Annotated in this window: 18 protein-coding genes and 1 tRNA gene; 3 read left to right on the top strand and 16 right to left on the bottom strand. The window is 59.0% G+C overall.

Features of this window, described 5'->3' with window-relative positions; genetic code table 11:
- Positions 1–3 precede the first annotated feature (3 nt).
- From IGW04_RS16530 to IGW04_RS16495, 8 genes are all read right to left on the bottom strand, one after another.
- Positions 4–417 carry an integration host factor subunit alpha gene (locus tag IGW04_RS16530; RefSeq protein WP_194714188.1) on the bottom strand — a complete coding sequence of 138 codons (414 nt, stop codon included), beginning with the start codon at positions 415–417 and terminating at the stop codon, positions 4–6.
- Positions 418–437: 20 nt separating this feature from the next.
- Complete coding sequence (gene pheT, locus IGW04_RS16525; RefSeq protein ID WP_194714187.1) at positions 438–2,867, bottom strand: phenylalanine--tRNA ligase subunit beta; 2,430 nt, start codon at positions 2,865–2,867, stop codon at positions 438–440.
- An 11-nt stretch (positions 2,868–2,878) separates the two neighbouring features.
- Positions 2,879–3,895: a phenylalanine--tRNA ligase subunit alpha gene (pheS, locus tag IGW04_RS16520; protein WP_194714236.1), complete on the bottom strand. Its 1,017-nt coding sequence runs from the start codon at positions 3,893–3,895 to the stop codon at positions 2,879–2,881.
- Between the two features lie 141 nt (positions 3,896–4,036).
- On the bottom strand, positions 4,037–4,396 hold the full coding sequence (rplT, locus tag IGW04_RS16515; protein ID WP_194714186.1) for a 50S ribosomal protein L20: 360 nt from the start codon (positions 4,394–4,396) through the stop codon (positions 4,037–4,039).
- Between the two features lie 21 nt (positions 4,397–4,417).
- On the bottom strand, positions 4,418–4,615 hold the full coding sequence (gene rpmI / locus IGW04_RS16510) for a 50S ribosomal protein L35 (protein WP_194714235.1): 198 nt from the start codon (positions 4,613–4,615) through the stop codon (positions 4,418–4,420).
- A gap of 172 nt (positions 4,616–4,787) precedes the next feature.
- Positions 4,788–5,309 (bottom strand): translation initiation factor IF-3, encoded by a 522-nt coding sequence (gene infC / locus IGW04_RS16505; RefSeq protein ID WP_194714234.1) that lies wholly within the window; start codon positions 5,307–5,309, stop codon positions 4,788–4,790.
- Between the two features lie 59 nt (positions 5,310–5,368).
- Complete coding sequence (gene thrS / locus IGW04_RS16500; RefSeq protein ID WP_194714185.1) at positions 5,369–7,276, bottom strand: threonine--tRNA ligase; 1,908 nt, start codon at positions 7,274–7,276, stop codon at positions 5,369–5,371.
- Between the two features lie 247 nt (positions 7,277–7,523).
- On the bottom strand, positions 7,524–8,648 hold the full coding sequence (locus IGW04_RS16495; RefSeq protein ID WP_194714184.1) for a bactofilin family protein: 1,125 nt from the start codon (positions 8,646–8,648) through the stop codon (positions 7,524–7,526).
- Between the two features lie 77 nt (positions 8,649–8,725).
- On the opposite strand from IGW04_RS16495, the gene IGW04_RS16490 reads away from it, so the two are divergent.
- Positions 8,726–8,911, top strand: a complete 186-nt coding sequence (locus tag IGW04_RS16490) for a hypothetical protein (protein WP_194714183.1) — start codon at positions 8,726–8,728, stop codon at positions 8,909–8,911.
- 30 nt (positions 8,912–8,941) lie between these two features.
- Here the strand turns inward: IGW04_RS16490 and IGW04_RS16485 are convergent.
- The 4 genes from IGW04_RS16485 to IGW04_RS16470 form a co-directional block, all read right to left on the bottom strand.
- A tRNA-Val gene (locus IGW04_RS16485) sits at positions 8,942–9,018 on the bottom strand.
- A gap of 58 nt (positions 9,019–9,076) precedes the next feature.
- Positions 9,077–11,344: a RelA/SpoT family protein gene (locus IGW04_RS16480; protein WP_194714182.1), complete on the bottom strand. Its 2,268-nt coding sequence runs from the start codon at positions 11,342–11,344 to the stop codon at positions 9,077–9,079.
- A gap of 14 nt (positions 11,345–11,358) precedes the next feature.
- Positions 11,359–11,706 carry a RidA family protein gene (locus tag IGW04_RS16475; RefSeq protein ID WP_194714181.1) on the bottom strand — a complete coding sequence of 116 codons (348 nt, stop codon included), beginning with the start codon at positions 11,704–11,706 and terminating at the stop codon, positions 11,359–11,361.
- 30 nt (positions 11,707–11,736) lie between these two features.
- The gene (locus tag IGW04_RS16470; RefSeq protein ID WP_228527142.1) at positions 11,737–12,627 is read right to left on the bottom strand and encodes an alpha/beta fold hydrolase; all 891 of its coding nucleotides are present in this window, start codon (positions 12,625–12,627) and stop codon (positions 11,737–11,739) included.
- A gap of 110 nt (positions 12,628–12,737) precedes the next feature.
- On the opposite strand from IGW04_RS16470, the gene IGW04_RS16465 reads away from it, so the two are divergent.
- A complete protein-coding gene (locus tag IGW04_RS16465; protein ID WP_194714180.1) occupies positions 12,738–13,532 on the top strand; it encodes a 3-hydroxybutyrate dehydrogenase in 795 nt (264 codons plus the stop codon).
- A 69-nt stretch (positions 13,533–13,601) separates the two neighbouring features.
- Here IGW04_RS16465 and IGW04_RS16460 read toward each other — a convergent pair whose 3' ends face one another.
- Complete coding sequence (locus IGW04_RS16460; RefSeq protein WP_194714179.1) at positions 13,602–14,255, bottom strand: CoA transferase subunit B; 654 nt, start codon at positions 14,253–14,255, stop codon at positions 13,602–13,604.
- Between the two features lie 14 nt (positions 14,256–14,269).
- The gene (locus IGW04_RS16455) at positions 14,270–14,968 is read right to left on the bottom strand and encodes a CoA transferase subunit A (RefSeq protein WP_194714178.1); all 699 of its coding nucleotides are present in this window, start codon (positions 14,966–14,968) and stop codon (positions 14,270–14,272) included.
- A gap of 142 nt (positions 14,969–15,110) precedes the next feature.
- Between IGW04_RS16455 and IGW04_RS16450 the strand changes: the two genes are divergently transcribed.
- The gene (locus tag IGW04_RS16450) at positions 15,111–15,716 is read left to right on the top strand and encodes a LuxR C-terminal-related transcriptional regulator (protein WP_194714177.1); all 606 of its coding nucleotides are present in this window, start codon (positions 15,111–15,113) and stop codon (positions 15,714–15,716) included.
- 15 nt (positions 15,717–15,731) lie between these two features.
- Here IGW04_RS16450 and IGW04_RS16445 read toward each other — a convergent pair whose 3' ends face one another.
- The gene (locus IGW04_RS16445; RefSeq protein ID WP_194714176.1) at positions 15,732–16,154 is read right to left on the bottom strand and encodes an acyl-CoA thioesterase; all 423 of its coding nucleotides are present in this window, start codon (positions 16,152–16,154) and stop codon (positions 15,732–15,734) included.
- 2 nt (positions 16,155–16,156) lie between these two features.
- Positions 16,157–16,933 (bottom strand): SDR family oxidoreductase, encoded by a 777-nt coding sequence (locus IGW04_RS16440; RefSeq protein ID WP_194714175.1) that lies wholly within the window; start codon positions 16,931–16,933, stop codon positions 16,157–16,159.
- Positions 16,934–17,035 lie beyond the last annotated feature (102 nt).

The raw sequence follows: 17,035 nt of genomic DNA, 5'->3' as shown, positions 1-17,035 counted from the left end.
CAGTCAGGCGGCACGAGTGATGGGCTTGCGGCTGGCGAGTTCCACCATGCTCTTGAGCTTCTGGCTTGCATGAAAGGTAACGACGCGCCTTGCGGTGATCGGTATCTCTTCCCCCGTCTTGGGATTGCGGCCCGGCCGCTGCGGCTTGTCGCGAAGCTGGAAGTTGCCGAAGCCGGACAGCTTCACCAATTCGCCACGCTCGAGGGCGTTGCGGATCTCGTCGAAAAAGGTTTCGACCATGTCCTTGGCTTCCCGCTTGTTCAAACCCACCTGTTCGAACAGCATTTCAGCGAGCTCGGCTTTTGTCAGCGTAGGGAGATCTTTTTCCAGCTGGGACCGGGCTTGAGCTTCGATCATCGCACGGTTCAGGTCAGCGGCTAATACAGATTGAAATTCGGCTGAGTTCACGTCATTCATTTCAGTTATTCCCACCTGCCTCAAGTGCGCAGTGCGGCACCATATTTTTGGTGGGCAGCCTCGATGAAACGAGCCATGGCCGCGTCCACATTGTTGTCGTTCAGGGTCGCTTGAGTATCTTGCAAGGTGAACCGGAAAGCAAGGCTTTTTTCGTCATTTTCCAGTCCTTTTCCACGATATTCATCAAACAAAACAATGGCTTGCACAATCCCGCCAACCGTTCCGGCCTGGCGTTCAGCGTCGAACGCGTCAAGCAGGTCCTGCGCCTGTACGTGGCTTTTTACCAACAGGGCAATGTCGCGGGTCACGGCCGGGAACTTCGATATTTCCTGGTAGGACGGCACCAGACGCTGCTGCAGAATGGCTGCATCGACTTCAAACAGCACCGGCGCCAGGGGCAAGTCGTATTTTTGCTGCCAGCGCGGATGCAGTTCGCCGAGAATGCCGATCACCTTGCCATCCAGCGAAATGTCGGCTGAACGTCCGGGATGCAGCGCCGGATGGGAAGCCCTTGAAAAGCGCAGCGCCCTTGGCGCAAATAGTGCTTCCAGGTCTGCCTTGACATCGAAATAGTCGACATTGCGCGCTAGCTGGCCCCACTGCTCTTCCACCGTCTGGCCGTAGGCGATTGCTGCTACCTTTTTCGGTTGCGAGTAACCGGCGACAGACAATGGGCCGTCTTGTACCTGTTCATCACGCTTGAATATCGCGCCGGTTTCAAACAGGCGAACACGGTTGATTTTACGGTTCAGGTTATAGCGGACGTTCGCGACCAAACTACCGATCAGCGTCGAGCGCATCACGCTCATCTGGCTGGCAATCGGATTCAGCAAACGGATGGGCGCAGCATTGTCAGCAAAGTCCTTTTCCCACGCTTCTTCGACAAAACTGAAGTTGATGACTTCCTGGTAATCCAGGTCCGCCAGTTGTTGCCGAATGTCGAACAGCGAACGCGTGTTCTCGGGAGCGATGCGAATTTCATTCGCAGCGACGGGCGGTAGCGCGGGAATATTTTCAAAGCCGTACACCCGGGCGATTTCCTCGATCAGGTCTTCCTCGATTTCGATATCGAAGCGATACGACGGCGGCCTGACGTGGAATACGCCTGCGTCCTGGCTGTAGGGCAGCTTCAGACGGCTGAAGATGTCGGCAATCTGCTCATCGTCAAGCGGCACACCGATGACCTTGCGGGCACGCTCGGTGCGCACGGCGACCGGCGCACGCTTGGGCAAATTGACGACATGGTCATCGACAGGACCGACCACGGTGATTCCCGGCTGACCGCATATTTCAACAATCAGCGCGGTAATCCGCTCCAGATGTTCGACTGTGGTTGCATAGTCGACGCCACGTTCGAAGCGATGAGCAGCATCAGTGGAAAAATTGTAGCGGCGCGCGCGACCCTGTATTGCCTGCGGATGCCAGAATGCAGCTTCCAGATAAATATTCCGGGTGTCCAGCGATACAGCCGTCGAATCACCGCCCATGATGCCTGCCAGTGATTCAATTTCCTTGTGATCGGCGATGACACCCACCCATTCATCCACGTCGACAGTATTGCCGTTGAGCAGCTTCAGGCTTTCGCCCTTGCGCCCCCAGCGCACATCCAGCCCACCATGGATCTTGTCCAGATCAAACACGTGGCTGGGACGGCCAAGTTCCAGCATCACATAGTTGGAAATGTCCACCAGAGCGGAAATCGGACGCTGGCCGCTGCGCTCAAGCCGGCGCTTCATCCAGTCCGGCGTGGCTGCCCGGGCATTCAGGCCACGGATGATTCTTCCCGAGAACCGACCGCATAAATCCGGCGCTGAAATCGCCACCGGCAGCTTTTCATCGGATGTGACGGTAACCGGCTTGAAGGTCGGCTCACGCAGGCTCACGCCCGTCAGCGCAGAAACCTCCCGTGCAACACCCAGCACCGACAGGCAATCAGCCTTGTTGGGCGTGAGCTTGATCGTGAAACGCAGGTCATTCAACTGGTAGTAATCGCGGAAATTCTGTCCGACCGGCGCGTCATCCGGCAATTCCAGCAGGCCGCCATGATCTTCCGACAGCTTCAGTTCGCGTGCCGAACACAACATGCCCTGCGATTCCACGCCACGCAACTGACCGACCCGGATCTCGAACGGCTTGCCATCCTCACCCGGCGGCAAGACTGCGCCGGCCATTGCGCAAGGCACTTTCATGCCAGGCCGCACATTGGGTGCGCCACAAACGATATTGAGCAGCGTGCCGGTACCGGCATCGACCTGGCAGACATTGAGCCGGTCCGCATTCGGGTGGCGCGCCACTTCCAGCACCTTGCCTACCACCACGTTGGAAAACGGCGGTGCTACAGGCTCCACCTCTTCCACTTCGAGACCGGACATCGTCAGTAGATGGGACAGCTCATCCGAGGTCATGCCCGGATCGGCCATCGTGCGCAGCCAGCTTTCGGAGAATTGCATAGGAAACCGTCTTAATTAAATTGTTTCAGGAAGCGCAGATCGCCTTCGTAGAACAGGCGCAGATCGTTAATGCCATAGCGCAGCATGGTCAGCCGCTCCAGGCCGGAGCCAAAGGCGAAACCGATGTAGCGATCCGGATCCAGGCCCATATTGCGCACCACGGTCGGGTGCACCTGCCCTGCGCCGGAGACTTCCAGCCAGCGCCCCTTCAGCGGCCCGCTACCAAAAGCAATATCGATTTCAGCCGAAGGTTCGGTGAACGGGAAATAGGAGGGACGGAAACGCACTTGCAAATCGTCAGTCTCGAAGAAAGCCCGAACAAAATTGAGATAGACGCCCTTCAGGTCGGCAAAGCTGATGTTTTCGTCTATCCAAAGACCTTCGACCTGATGGAACATCGGCGAATGGGTGGCGTCGCTGTCGACGCGATACGTCCTGCCCGGCGCGATGACCTTGATCGGGGGCTTGTTCATGCGGGCGTAACGTACCTGCATCGGGCTGGTGTGGGTGCGCAGCAGCAGCGGCTTGCCCTGGCTGTCCTTGCCATCCACATAGAATGTGTCCTGCATTGAACGCGCCGGATGATTTTCCGGGCTGTTCAGTGCGGTGAAATTGGTCCAGTCGGTTTCGATTTCCGGGCCGTCGGCAACATCGAAGCCGATCGAACCGAAGATTTCTTCCACGCGCTTCCAGCTACGCATGACTGGATGGATGCCGCCCTTGCCTCGTCCGCGGCCGGGCAACGTGACGTCGATCGCTTCCGCGTTAAGTCGCGCTTGCAACTGGGCATCGGCCAATGCGTCGCGACGAGCGGTCAGCGCCGACTCGATTTGTTCCTTGGCTGCGTTGATCACGGCACCCTGGGCGCGTCGCTCATCCGGCGCCAGCTTGCCCAGGCCCTTCATCTGCTCGGTGATCTGGCCAGTTTTTCCGAGATATTTTGCCTTGGCGTTTTCCAGTGCCGCGGCATCCGGCGCGGCGGCGAAATCAGCCTGCGCCTGCGTTACGAGTTGTTCTAAGGAAGTCATGCGGTATTTCCGCTTTCTGATTGAAGCCGAAAGAGACAGCCGGTTGAAAACGACCATGTAGCCGCCAAACAAAGCGGGGCAAAGGTGTACACCTGTGCCCCGCTCCTGCCATCATCTGCAAGCAATGATGGATGCTAACAATTAAGCAGCGATCGCGGCTTTCACCTGATTGACGATAGCGGCAAATGCCGGCTTGTCGGTCACAGCCATGTCGGCCAGGACTTTACGGTCCAGTTCGATGGCAGCGCGCTTCAGACCATTCATGAATACGCTGTAGGTCAGGCCGTGCGAACGCGAAGCGGCGTTGATACGGGTGATCCACAGTGCGCGGAACACGCGCTTCTTGTTGCGGCGGTCACGGTAGGCATACTGGCCTGCGCGCATGACGGCCTGCTTGGCTACGCGGTAGACCTTGCTGCGGCGGCCGCGGTAGCCTTTGGCTTGATCGAGAACTTTCTTATGACGGGCCCGTGCTGTGACCCCACGTTTTACTCTAGGCATGGTTACTCCTTAAATGTGAGGTTAAGCGAACGGCATCATTGCGCGTACTGACACCATGTTTGTTGCATGGACATCGGCGGCACCGCGCAGTTGACGTTTGGTCTTGGTGGTTTTCTTGGTCAGGATGTGGCGCTTGAACGCCTGGCCGCGCTTGACGGTTCCACCCGGACGTACACGAAAGCGCTTCTTCGCGCTGCTCTTCGTTTTCATTTTTGGCATAGCAATACCTGTCCTTATGGACAGCTCCATTTTTTAACATGATTGCAGGTGGCAACCTGTGGCTGCACTTTGATGCCTGCTCTCACTTGTTTTACGGCAGCCTGATGGCTGACGTTATTGCGTGGACCGCCTGCAAGAAGCGGCTCACGGAATTTTTTGGCTACGACAACAGCTACTTCTTCTTTTTCGGCGCCAGCACCATGATCATCTGACGGCCTTCCATCTTGGGCCACTGCTCGACCTGGCCATACGGCTCGAGATCGGACTTCAGACGTTCCAGCATGCGCATGCCGATTTCCTGGTGCGCCATTTCACGACCACGGAAACGCAGGGTAATCTTGGTCTTGTCGCCTTCGTCCAGGAACTTGATCAGATTACGAACCTTGATGTTGTAATCGCCATCGTCCGTGCCCGGGCGGAATTTGACTTCCTTGACCGAAATGACTTTCTGCTTCAGCTTCGCTTCATGCGCCCGCTTCTGTTCCTGGTACTTGAACTTGCCGTAGTCCATCAAACGAGCGACCGGGGGATTTGCATTGGGCGCAATCTCCACCAGATCAACGTTCTTCTCTTCGGCAAGACGGAAAGCTTCGGCCAGGCTAACGATGCCGATCGGCTCGTTGTCCACGCCACTCAGGCGCAGTTCGGGCGCATTGATTTCGCCATTAATGCGATGCGACTTGTCAGTAGCTATTGTAGTTTCCTTTGAAAATCAAATGATTAAGCCGTGCTTTTGCGCAGCGGGTTCCCCGCTCAGGCTTTGGTTTCGAGTTCTCGGGAGAGTCTTTCCACCAGCGCATCGACTGGCATGCTGCCCAGATCGACGTTGCCACGCGCACGCACGGCCACCGTATTCGAATCCCGTTCCTTGTCGCCCACCACTATGATGTACGGCAATTTTTGGACGGAATGCTCGCGTATTTTATAGGTTATTTTCTCGTTGCGCAAATCCGAATTCACCCTAAACCCTTGTTTTTTCAAGGCTTGTGTTACCTCACGGGCATAATCCGCCTGGGCATCGGAAATATTCAGAACCACGACCTGCACCGGCGCGAGCCATAAAGGCAATGCGCCAGCGTGGTTTTCGATCAGCATGCCAATGAAACGTTCCAGGGAACCGAGAATCGCGCGGTGCAGCATGACGGGAACCTTGCGCGTATTGTCTTCAGCAACATATTCCGCTTCCAACCGCACCGGCATCGAGAAATCGACCTGAATCGTGCCGCATTGCCACATCCTGCCGATCGCATCCTTCAGCGTATATTCGATCTTCGGACCATAGAAAGCGCCTTCGCCCGGAGCGATTTCAAATTCACATCCGGAACGCTTCAGCGATTCGATCAGCGCAGCCTCGGCCTTGTCCCATGCCTCGTCCGAGCCAACCCGCTTTTCCGGGCGCGTTGCCACCTTGTAGATGATTTCATTGAAGCCGAAATCCTTGTACACCTTCTGCAACAAGGCAGTGGCATTGACGCACTCGTCCAGGATCTGGTCTTCGGTGCAGAAGATATGGCCATCATCCTGCGTGAATCCGCGCACCCGCATCATGCCGTGCAGGGAACCGGATGGCTCATTGCGGTGGCACTGGCCGAACTCGCCGTAGCGTAGCGGCAGTTCGCGGTAGGAATGCATGTTGGACTTGAATATCTGCACATGTCCCGGGCAGTTCATCGGTTTCAGGGCATAGGAACGGTTCTCCGACTCGGTCGTGAACATATTCTCCTTGTAGTTTTCCCAGTGGCCCGACTTTTCCCACAGGCTGCGATCAAGAATCTGCGGCCCCTTCACTTCCTGGAAGCCGTTGTCCTGGTAGACCGTGCGCATGTACTGCTCGACCTGCTGCCAGATGGTCCAGCCTTTCGGATGCCAGAAGATCAAGCCTGGCGCCTCATCCTGGAAATGGAACAGATCCAGTTGACGACCCAGCTTGCGATGGTCGCGCTTCTCGGCTTCTTCCAGCATGTGCAGATAGGCTTCCTGGTCTTCCTTCTTGCCCCAGGCAGTGCCGTAGATACGCTGCAGCATTTCGTTCTTGGAGTCGCCGCGCCAGTAGGCGCCGGCCAGCTTCATCAGCTTGAACACCTTGAGCTTGCCGGTGGACGGCACGTGCGGGCCGCGGCACAGGTCGGTGAACTTGCCTTCCGCATACAGCGAGACATCCTCGTTGGCGGGAATGGAGGCAATGATCTCGGCCTTGTAGTCTTCGCCGATGGACTTGAAATAAGCGACCGCCTCGTCGCGCGGCAGCACCGAGCGGGTTACCGGCTCATCACGCTTGGCCAGTTCCGCCATCTTCTTTTCGATGGCCTGCAGATCCTCGGGGGTAAACGGACGCTTGTAGGAAAAATCATAATAAAAGCCGTTCTCGATCACCGGGCCGATGGTGACCTGCGCATCGGGGAACAACTCCTTGACCGCATAGGCCAGCAAGTGCGCAGTGGAATGGCGGATGACGTCGATGCCCTCCGGATCCTTGTCGGTGATGATGGCGAGGTCGGCATCATGGTCGATCAGGTGGGAAGTATCCACCACCTTGCCATCCACCTTACCGGCCAGCGCCGCCTTGGCCAGGCCTGCGCCTATGCTGGCGGCGACCTGCGCCACGGTAACCGGGGATTCGAACTGGCGTTGCGAACCGTCGGGAAGTCTGACTGCAATCATTGTGCTCTCCATGTCCGGCCTGGGCCGGTGTACTGCGATGTGGAAGATAAAGAACCGGGACGAAAAAAAACGCGGACCAGCCGCGCTTTTTCAATAAGTAAGACGAAAAAGATCCCGACTAGCGTCGCTCCTGGACTTGCTGCGGGGTAGTTCGCGGTGTCATAACCGGATTGCCTTTCTCGCTCTTACATAAACAGAATTTGGAATGAGGGGCGAGCTTACCAGACTCAACGCCGGATTTCCAGACTCAAAGCGAGGCTTCCGCACCCGCGGCCCTGCCTCGGTAGCGCCGGTAGAGCCATTGCACCAGAGCGCCCGCGCCCATCACAGCCACCAGGAAAACCAGCATGCCACCAAGCATCGGGATGTTGGCAGCCAGACTGAACAGCAGCAGCGCGAACGCCAGGAAAACGATCTGCCGGGCTGCCCCAGTCTTGCCAGATTGCTTCAGCGCATGCGCAACCGCATGGCTGACAAATAATGCAGCACACAGATAGCCCAGCAGCAACAGCAGCGGATACGCGAATATCAGTCCAAAACCGATCGGGATGCCGATGACAGTAATCATGAAAAGAATGGCCATAGGCGGCAAGGCAAACAGCAAAACCAGGCCGAGCGCCAGACTTTTCAGCGGTGTATGACGCATGGCCTGCTCCGCACCTTCCACTGCATTCGGAAAGACAAGAAACAGAGTGGATCCACAGGCCAGCATGCTGATGAATAATAGTGGATGCATCCAGCCACTGCCGACGTTGTTGCTGTGGCCTGGCGCATCATCTTCTCGCCTGACATTGCCCGCAACCAGCGCCAATTCCTGATCGGAGAGCGGATTCCTGCTGGCATAGGTCAGATCGCCCAATATTTTCGCTCCAGGCGCAAGCCGGATATCCTGGCCATAGAGACGCGCATTGCCCCTGACCTCGCCAGCCAGCACGAGCTTGCCGCCAGCAAGCTTGATATCCCTCATCGCCTGACCGGCAAAGCGGACCTCCCCACCCGCGAGCATCACATCACCTCCCACACGGCTGCTTGGGGAAACGCTAATATCGCCGCCAGCTGCCAGGAGGTCGCCGCCGACCCTGGCATCGATCCTTACCTTGCCGCCGGTGACACGCAAATCCTGACCCACCGCCGCCGCCACATCGATCCTGCCGCCAGCCAGTGTTGCATCCTCGGCCACTGGTTCCGCAATCACCAGCGTCCCGCCGGCTGCGTAAAGATCAGCCGGGACTGCCTGATTGATTCTGACTTCGCTGCCAGCCAGATAAGCATTTCCCGAACCTGAGTGCGACGCTGCGGTGCCATTCGCCATTGCCGCAATCGGCATACAAAAGATCAGGCCGAGAACAAATTGTTTCAATGTCGATGCCATCTGCCCCTCCTTTGCGCTGGCTGCCGGCAAGCAGCCGCACCGAGACGGTCCCTAAGAGATGGAAGAGATGGTATTGAATGGACGGGATGCAGCGGAATGATGCACATCAAAATTTGCAGCAAGGTTGCGCAGCACGACGTCACGACGTCACGACAGGAGATGAAAGCTTGAAAGCCGGAAGGAGAAGAGCAGCACAGGAAAACGGGGACGAAAAAAAAGCACCGTCTTTCGACGGTGCTTTTTCCGAAACCAATGATTTTTAACCCTCGATGCATCAAAAGATCAAAATCCATTGGTAGGCACGATTGGACTCGAACCAACGACCCCTACCATGTCAAGGTAGTGCTCTAACCAGCTGAGCTACGCGCCTGAGGAAGCAGGATTATAGGGGCACGAATCGGATTTGCCAAGGGTCATTTCAAACTTCTTCAATTCCGCCTGGCCTCCTGTACGCCATTCACGTCACGGATGATCTGCAAGGCTCTTTGCAACTGGGCAGTGGAAGTGATCTCGGCAGTGAATGCCATGCGCGCCTGACCCTTGCTGCTCTGGGTGCTGACGCCGATCACGTTGATCTTCTCGCGCAACAGGATTTCCGAGATATCGCGCAGCAGACCCTGACGGTCACTGGCGAGAATGAACAGGTCAACCGGATAGACCGTTTCGGCAGCCGGCAGCCCCCACTCGGTGGCGATCACCCTCTCCGGCGCCGCCGCCTCCATCGCCGCAAAGTTCTTGCAGGCGGCCCGGTGGATGGAAACGCCCTTGCCACGGGTGACGAAACCGACGATCTCATCCGGCGGCGCCGGCTTGCAGCAGCGCGCCAGCTGTGTCAGCAAGCCTTCCGTGCCCACGACGAGAACGCCCGACTTCGCACCCTGCGTCACGCTGGACGCCCTGCTCTTTCGCGGCACGACGGCATCATCCGGATTGACCGGCTTGGCCGCCTTGCCATCCTCCGCATGCAATGCCTGCTCTACCTGGCGCAGGCTGAAGGTTTCCTTGCCTATGGCGAGGAAAAAATCGTCGAGCTTGGCGAAGCCCAGCTTGTGCGCGAGGTCTTCCAGATTGACCGATGTCTTGCCCTCGCGCTGCAAGGTCTTTTCCACCTGCGAGCGGCCGCTGTTCAGGGTTTCCTGCTGGTCGATGGCGTTGAACCAGGCCCGTATCTTGGCCCGGGTGCGCGAACTCACTGCATAATCGGCGCTCAACCAGTCCCGCGACGGACCAGCCGCACCCGACGCGGCGACCTCTCCCTTGGCGGTGATGATTTCCACGGTCTGGCCATTCTTCAGCGCGGTGTTCAACGGCACCATCGCGCCGTCGACCTTGGCGCCGCGGCAGCGATGGCCGACATCGCTGTGCAGATGATAGGCAAAGTCGATCGGCGTGGCGCCGCTGGGCAGCTCGATCACGCGCGCCTGCGGCGTCAGCACATAGATGCGGTCGTCCAGCGCGGCTGCCTTGAGCTTCTCGACCCAATCGCGCCGCACTTCTTCCTGGCCGACCACGGCATCCACCACTTCCGACTTCCAGGCAAGCAGCTGCCGCAGCCAGGCAATCCTGGCATCGTATTTTTCTCCAGCCGAACCGGGGCTTTCCTTGTAGCGCCAGTGCGCGGCAACGCCGTATTCGGCAAAGTGATGCATCTCGCTAGTGCGCACTTGCACTTCGAGCGGCCGGCCATCCTCGGCCAGCACCACGGTGTGCAGCGAACGATAACCGTTGGCCTTGGGCCGTGAAATATAGTCGTCGAATTCCTTCGGAATGGGCGCCCAGATGTTATGCACGATGCCCAGCACCGCATAGCATGTCTTGATGTCTTCGACGATCACACGGAATGCGCGCACGTCATACAGCTCGGAAAACTCGAGCGACTTGCCGCGCATCTTGTTCCAGATGCTGTAGATATGCTTGGGCCGGCCCGTGACCTCGGCCTTGATGCCGGCTGCTGCCAGTTCCGACTTCAGGCGCCCGATCGCCGAATTGACGAACTGCTCGCGACCCAGCCGCTTTTCTTCCAGCATGCTGGCGATGCGCTTGTAGGTCTGCGGCTCAAGGAAGCGGAATGACAGGTCTTCCAGTTCCCATTTCAACTGCCACACGCCGAGCCGGTTTGCCAATGGCGCATACAGGTCGAATGTCTCGCGAGCGTACTGGCAGGTGCGTTCATTCTGCAGCTTGTTGTCGGCGAAATAGCGCAGCGTGGTCAGGCGAGATGCCAGGCGCACCAGCACCACCCGCATGTCGGAGGCCATGGCCAGCAGCATCTTGCGCAAGGTCTCGACCTGGGCTGTTGCCTGCTGGCTGCTGGCCTTGTCGGTACGGTCGAAAACCGCCTTGTGCTGTCCGAAGGTCATTTCATGCAGCCGCATCAGCTGCCGTATGTGATCGACCAGGCCGGCAGTCTCCGCGCCAAAGCGTTCCTCGATCTGTTCCGCTGCCTTGTCATCGATGATGGGCAGTTCGAACAGCAGGCCGGCGATTCTGGTCTCGGCATCGGTCTTCAATGAGGCCAGCGTCACGCCGACGCTTTCAGAAAACACGAAGGCGTCCTGCCCGGTCGCCACCGGATTCCCGGAATACAGCGGACGAACGAATTCAAGCGCATCCAGCACGCGCTTTGCATCAGCCTCGGAGAGGCCGGCAACCAGTTGAACCGATGCCTCGTCGCTCGCAGTCGAAATCGATACCATGAACCCGGATACTCCTACACGGCCGCCGTGACCACGACTTCGATCAGCAACTCGGGCCGTGCCAGCAAGGCCTGCACGGTGGCGCGCGGCGGCGCATGGCCGGCCGGCGCCCATGCATCCCAGATGGCATTCATTGCCGCGATGTCCTTGATGTCGGCCAGATAGATCTGGCACATCAGGATGCGGCTCTTGTCGCTGCCCGCCTCGGCCAGCAGGCGATCGACATGTCCCAGCACCTCTCGTGTCTGTCCTTCGATATTCTGGGTGGCATCCTCGGCGATCTGGCCAGCCAGATAGACCACCCCGTTATGGATCGCCGCTTCAGACAGGCGCGGCCCGACATGCATTCTCTTGATATCCATCGTTCTTTCCAAAATATTGCAACCGGCAGCTCAGTCGAGCAGGAATTTCTGCACGACCGCAATCTGGTCGCCATGCATCAGGCTGGGCGCATGACCGACGCCGGCGAATTCGACCAGGCGCGCCTTGGGCCCGCGGCTTGCCATGTTCCGCGCTGTTTCCGCGGTCAGCAGATCCGACTCGGCGCCGCGCAGCAGCAAGGTCGGGCAGCGTATTGCATCGTAGGCCGCCCACAGCATGGCTTCTGCCTGGGCGGTGGCTTCCACCGTGCTGCTCTTGAATGGCAGCGCCAGCTGCGGATCATAGTGCCTGATCCACTTCCCTTCCGCGTCCTGGCGCAGCACATCGGCCGCCAGCTTCTTCCATTCGTGCTCGGCGTGTGGACCAAAGGTCGCGGTAATGTTGCGTATGTATTGCTCGCCCTCCTCGAACGTGTCGAACTGCACCTGCTCGCCGATATAGGCGCCGATGCGTTCCAGCGCCGCGTGGTTCAAGGTGGGGCCGATGTCGTTCAATACCAGCCGGCGTACCGGATTGCCTTCCAGGCCCGCCAGGCCCATGCCTATCAGTCCCCCCATGGAGGTGCCGACCCAGTCGACGCTATCGGCATCCAGCCGCGCCAAGAGCGTCACCATGTCGGACACATATTGCGGCAGCAGGTAATAGGCGGGATTGCGCAGCCAGCCGGAGCGGCCGCGGCCAACCACGTCAGGGCATACGATGCGATAGACGTCGCTCAGTTCTCGCGCCAGCGCATCGAAATCGTCGGAGACGCGGGTTACGCCATGCACGCAGACCAGCACATTGCGATTGCGCGGGTCGCCCCATTCCTTGTACGCCATGCGGTGCAGCCCGCCGGGCGAAATGCATTGCACATGTTTGATCGGGGGATAGCCTGGACCGGGAGCGGGAGGAATTGTCATGAGGATTTACCGTAGAAGTACTGGCATGCGAAACCTGTATTTTACTAAGCGTTCCGCTTAGAATCCGATAACTTCTTTACATTCCATCAATCTTGGCGATAGAGGACTCCATGCAAGGCACCACTCTGAAAGGCAAGACCGCCCTGGTCACCGGTTCCACTTCCGGCATCGGCCTGGGCATTGCGCGCGCGCTGGCGGCGCAAGGCGCAAACATCATGTTCAACGGCTTTGGCGACGCCACGGCGATCACCAAGCTGCAGGCGGACGTGGCCAAGGAATTCGGCATCAAGACCTCCTATCACAATGCGGACATGTCGCAGCCGACCGAGATCGAACTGATGATGCGCAGCGCCGTGGAGCAATTCGGCGGCGTCGATATCGTTGTCAACAACGCCGGCATTCAGCATGTGGCCAACATCGAGGATTTTCCCGTGGACAAGTGGGATGCGGTGATCGCAATCAACCTCAACTCAGCCTTCCACACCACCCGCCTGGCATTGCCGCGCATGAAGGAACAGAACTGGGGCCGCATCATCAACGTGGCCTCGGCGCATGGCCTGGTGGCATCGGCGCAGAAGTCGGCCTATGTCGCGGCCAAGCATGGACTGGTCGGCCTGACCAAGGTCACTGCGCTCGAAACCGCGCAGACCGGCATTACCTGCAATGCGATCTGCCCGGGCTGGGTACTGACGCCGCTGGTGCAGAAACAGGTGGACGCCCGTGCGGCCGAGAATGGGGTTTCCAACGAGGAAGCCAAGCGCATGCTGCTGGCGGAAAAGCAGCCGTCGGGTGAATTCGTCACCCCGGAACAACTTGGCGCGCTGGCCGTATTCATGTGCAGCGAGGCGGCTAGCCAGGTGCGCGGCGTGGCCTGGAATATGGATGGCGGCTGGGTCGCGCAGTAACTCGTTTCAAAACTGGAATAAAAAAAACGGCGCCTGATCAAAGGCGCCGTTTTTATTGATGGCAACCGATCAGGCAAGCGCCGAGGTATCCAGAGGCGCGCCGGTCTTGGCGACGATCTCGTCCACGGTCACGCCGGGCGCCAGCTCCACCAGCTTCAGGCCCTGCTCGGTGACGTCGATCACGCCGAGGTCGGTGATGATGCGGTCCACCACGTTGACGCCGGTCAGCGGCAGGTCGCACTTCTTCAGGATCTTGTGTGAAGTGCTGCCGTCCTTGGCTTTGGCCACATGCTCCATCAGCACCACGACCCGCTTGACGCCTGCAACCAGATCCATCGCGCCGCCCATGCCCTTGACCATCTTGCCGGGGATCATCCAGTTCGCCAGGTCGCCATGCTCGGAGACCTGCATCGCGCCGAGAATGGCGATGTTGACCTTGCCGCCGCGGATCATTGCGAACGAGTCGGCGGAAGGGAAATACGAGGCGCCCGGCAATGCCGTGACCGTTTGCTTGCCGGCATTGATCAGGTCGGGGTCGATCGTCTCTTCAGTCGGGAAAGGACCGATGCCCAGCAGGCCGTTTTCCGACTGCAGCCAGACTTCCATGTTTTGCGGCACATAGTTGGCCACCATGGTGGGCAAGCCGATGCCGAGATTGACGTAAAAACCGTCCTGCAGTTCCTGGGCCGCGCGCGCGGCCATTTCTTCACGAGTCCATGCCATGATCTGTCTCCCGATTATTTAGCACGCACCGTGCGTTGCTCGATTCGTTTCTCCGGGCTCGCATTGACGACGATGCGATGCACGAAAATACTGGGCGTATGCACATGGTCGGGGTCGATCTCGCCAACCTCGACCAGCTTCTCGACTTCCACCACCGTGATCTTGCCGGCCATCGCGACGTTGGGGTTGAAGTTGCGGGCAGTCTTGTTGTACACCAGGTTGCCGGCCTTGTCGGCCATATAGGCCTTCACCAGGGACACGTCCGCCACAAGCGAGCGTTCCAGCACATATTGTTCGCCGTCGAATTCGCGCACATCCTTGCCTTCGGCCACGATGGTGCCGACGCCGGTTTTGGTGAAGAAGGCCGGAATGCCGGAGCCGCCAGCGCGCAGCTTCTCGGCCAGGGTGCCTTGGGGCGTGAATTCCAGTTCCAGTTCGCCGGCCAGATACTGGCGCTCGAACTCCTTGTTTTCACCGACATAGGACGCGATCATCTTCCTGATCTGGCGCGTCGCAAGCAGTTGGCCAAGACCGAAGTTGTCCACGCCGGCATTGTTGGAAATGGCGGTCAGGTCCTTGACGCCCGAGTCGCGCAGCGCTGCGATCAGTGCCTCGGGTATGCCGCACAGGCCAAAGCCGCCCACGGCAATGGTCTGCCCGTCCTTGACGATGTCGGCAAGCGCGGATGCCGCATCGGGATAAACTTTCTTCATAGCGTCCCTTTGTGTAAAGTAGACCGGATTCCAATAAGAAATGCGGTCATTTATGATGCAACCGCAAGAATAGATTGCTGTATACCGCAGCACAATACCGTAGAAGTACGAACTTCATCTCGGATAACGAGCGTATCACCCCATGAGACAAGGCGTTGCCATCGACTTCGAGACTATCTTCATGCATGCCCCGGTGGGCATGTGTGTTTCCCATAACCGCGTGATCCAGGCCAGCAACCGCGCGCTGGACCGGATGTTTGGCTACGCCCAGGGCGAGCTGAACGGCAAGTCTTTCTCGGTGCTCTACCCTTCGCCGGACGAATTCGAGCGCACCGGCGCCCGTATCGTGCCCATCATGAATGCCTGCGGCCGTTATTCCGACGAACGCATCATGAAGCGTGCAAGCCAGGAGCTGTTCTGGTGCCATGTGTCCGGCAGTGCGCTGGTGCCGCACGACGCCCATGCGGCCGGCATCTGGACCTTCGACGATCTCAGCGCGAAGCGCCCGGTCACCGCTGAACTGACGCCGCGCGAGCGGGAGATCGCGGCGCTGCTGGTGGAAGGCAAGACCAGCAAGCTGATCGCGCGCCAGGTTGGCCTGAGCCCCCGCACTGTCGAGATGCATCGCGCCAAGCTGATGCGCAAGTTTGCCGCCGCCACGTCCAGTGAACTGGTCAATCGATTGCTGGGCGTGACGCGCCAGGCGCCGCCGGGCAACCCGGCCGCGGCCGAAGCAACCGTCTTGTAAACGGCTGGTCGCCGGCTATTGGGCCTGCAGCGGGCGCGACAGGATGGCCCGCAACTCCGTCGAGATCGGTGTCGACTTGCCTGCCGTGAAATCCACCCAGACCACCTTGGCCGCACCTTCCGCCGCCAGCACGTCCGGCTGATCGACCCGCCGGATCTCATGGAAGGTCTCGAAGCTGGTGCGGCCGAAGGCGCCGACGAAGGTCCGTATCTCGATCTGTCCCGGGTATTCGAGCTGCCTGAGGAAGGTGCAGCTGGCATTGATCAGCACCGGCCCCTCGCCTTGCGGATTGGGCGCGCAGGCGATGCTGGTGAACCAGTCGATGCGGGCCGTCTCGATATAGGTGAAGTACTTGGCGTTGTTGACGTGGCCCATCATGTCCATGTCGCCCCAGCGTATCGGCATGCGGGTCACATGCACCAGCGTACGGTCTGCCATCTTCAGGACGCGCTCATGCCGTCGTCGGCGGTCATGATCGCGCCGTTGATGAAATGGGCTTCATCGGATGCCAGCAGCAAAAGCAGACCGTCGAGGTCCTGCGGCTCGCCGACCCGCTTCCGGGGCAGCATGTTGACCAGCGCCTTGCCCTGCTCCGACTGGAAATGCTCGGCATTGATCTCGGTGCTGATATAGCCGGGGCAGATTGCGTTGACGTTGATGTTGTAGCGGCCCCATTCCACCGCCATCGATTTGGTCATGTGAACCACGGCTGCCTTGCTGACGCAGTAGATGCCGATTTGCGGCAAGACCCGCAAGCCGGCCACGGACGCGATGTTGATGATGCGATGCTGTTTCTTCGGGTCGCCCTTGGCGCGCGCGATCATGCGCTTGGCCGCTTCCTGCGCAACAAAAAAGGCGCCGCGCTGATTGGTGTCCATCACATAGGCGTAATCGTCAGGCGTGACGTCGATCAGGCGCTGCGTGGTGGAGACGCCGGAGTTATTGACCAGGATATCGATCGGGCCGGCTTCGGTCTCTGCATGCGCAATCGCGGCCTTGATGCTGGCATAGTCGGTGACATCCAGGCTGACCACATGGGCGGCGCCGCCGTCGGCCTCGATCTCGGCCCGCAGTTCCTTCAGGCGCTCGATACGGCGTGACGCCAGGACCACCTGCGCGCCTCCCTGGGCAAGTACTTTCGCAAAGCGTGCACCCAGGCCGCTCGACGCGCCGGTGACCATTGCTACCTTGCCTTCGAAATTGAGTTCTATCCCCACAATTTTCTCCTTGAATTGTTTTACCTTGACGCTCGTGACGGCAGAGCCGCTAAGATTACATGAAAGGCGGGCGTTTAGAGGCGCGCGTCTAGTATTCTGGCG

Source organism: Noviherbaspirillum soli (assembly GCF_015352955.1).
GTDB lineage: Bacteria > Pseudomonadota > Gammaproteobacteria > Burkholderiales > Burkholderiaceae_D > Noviherbaspirillum_A > Noviherbaspirillum_A soli.
This window is presented reverse-complemented; position numbering and strand designations above follow the sequence as displayed.

Bases quoted from the DNA above. Each gene is read 5' to 3' on its own strand.
- IGW04_RS16480 (WP_194714182.1), bottom strand. From the start codon at position 11,344: ATGGTATCGATTTCGACTGCGAGCGACGAGGCATCGGTTCAACTGGTT.
- rpmI (WP_194714235.1), bottom strand. From the start codon at position 4,615: ATGCCAAAAATGAAAACGAAGAGCAGCGCGAAGAAGCGCTTTCGTGTA.
- IGW04_RS16460 (WP_194714179.1), bottom strand. From the start codon at position 14,255: ATGGCATGGACTCGTGAAGAAATGGCCGCGCGCGCGGCCCAGGAACTG.
- IGW04_RS16475 (WP_194714181.1), bottom strand. From the start codon at position 11,706: ATGGATATCAAGAGAATGCATGTCGGGCCGCGCCTGTCTGAAGCGGCG.
- IGW04_RS16445 (WP_194714176.1), bottom strand. From the start codon at position 16,154: ATGGCAGACCGTACGCTGGTGCATGTGACCCGCATGCCGATACGCTGG.
- pheS (WP_194714236.1), bottom strand. From the start codon at position 3,895: ATGACTTCCTTAGAACAACTCGTAACGCAGGCGCAGGCTGATTTCGCC.
- IGW04_RS16530 (WP_194714188.1), bottom strand. From the start codon at position 417: ATGAATGACGTGAACTCAGCCGAATTTCAATCTGTATTAGCCGCTGAC.
- pheT (WP_194714187.1), bottom strand. From the start codon at position 2,867: ATGCAATTCTCCGAAAGCTGGCTGCGCACGATGGCCGATCCGGGCATG.
- IGW04_RS16495 (WP_194714184.1), bottom strand. From the start codon at position 8,648: ATGGCATCGACATTGAAACAATTTGTTCTCGGCCTGATCTTTTGTATG.
- rplT (WP_194714186.1), bottom strand. From the start codon at position 4,396: ATGCCTAGAGTAAAACGTGGGGTCACAGCACGGGCCCGTCATAAGAAA.
- IGW04_RS16455 (WP_194714178.1), bottom strand. From the start codon at position 14,968: ATGAAGAAAGTTTATCCCGATGCGGCATCCGCGCTTGCCGACATCGTC.
- IGW04_RS16465 (WP_194714180.1), top strand. From the start codon at position 12,738: ATGCAAGGCACCACTCTGAAAGGCAAGACCGCCCTGGTCACCGGTTCC.
- thrS (WP_194714185.1), bottom strand. From the start codon at position 7,276: ATGATTGCAGTCAGACTTCCCGACGGTTCGCAACGCCAGTTCGAATCC.
- IGW04_RS16490 (WP_194714183.1), top strand. From the start codon at position 8,726: ATGGACGGGATGCAGCGGAATGATGCACATCAAAATTTGCAGCAAGGT.
- IGW04_RS16450 (WP_194714177.1), top strand. From the start codon at position 15,111: ATGAGACAAGGCGTTGCCATCGACTTCGAGACTATCTTCATGCATGCC.
- IGW04_RS16470 (WP_228527142.1), bottom strand. From the start codon at position 12,627: ATGACAATTCCTCCCGCTCCCGGTCCAGGCTATCCCCCGATCAAACAT.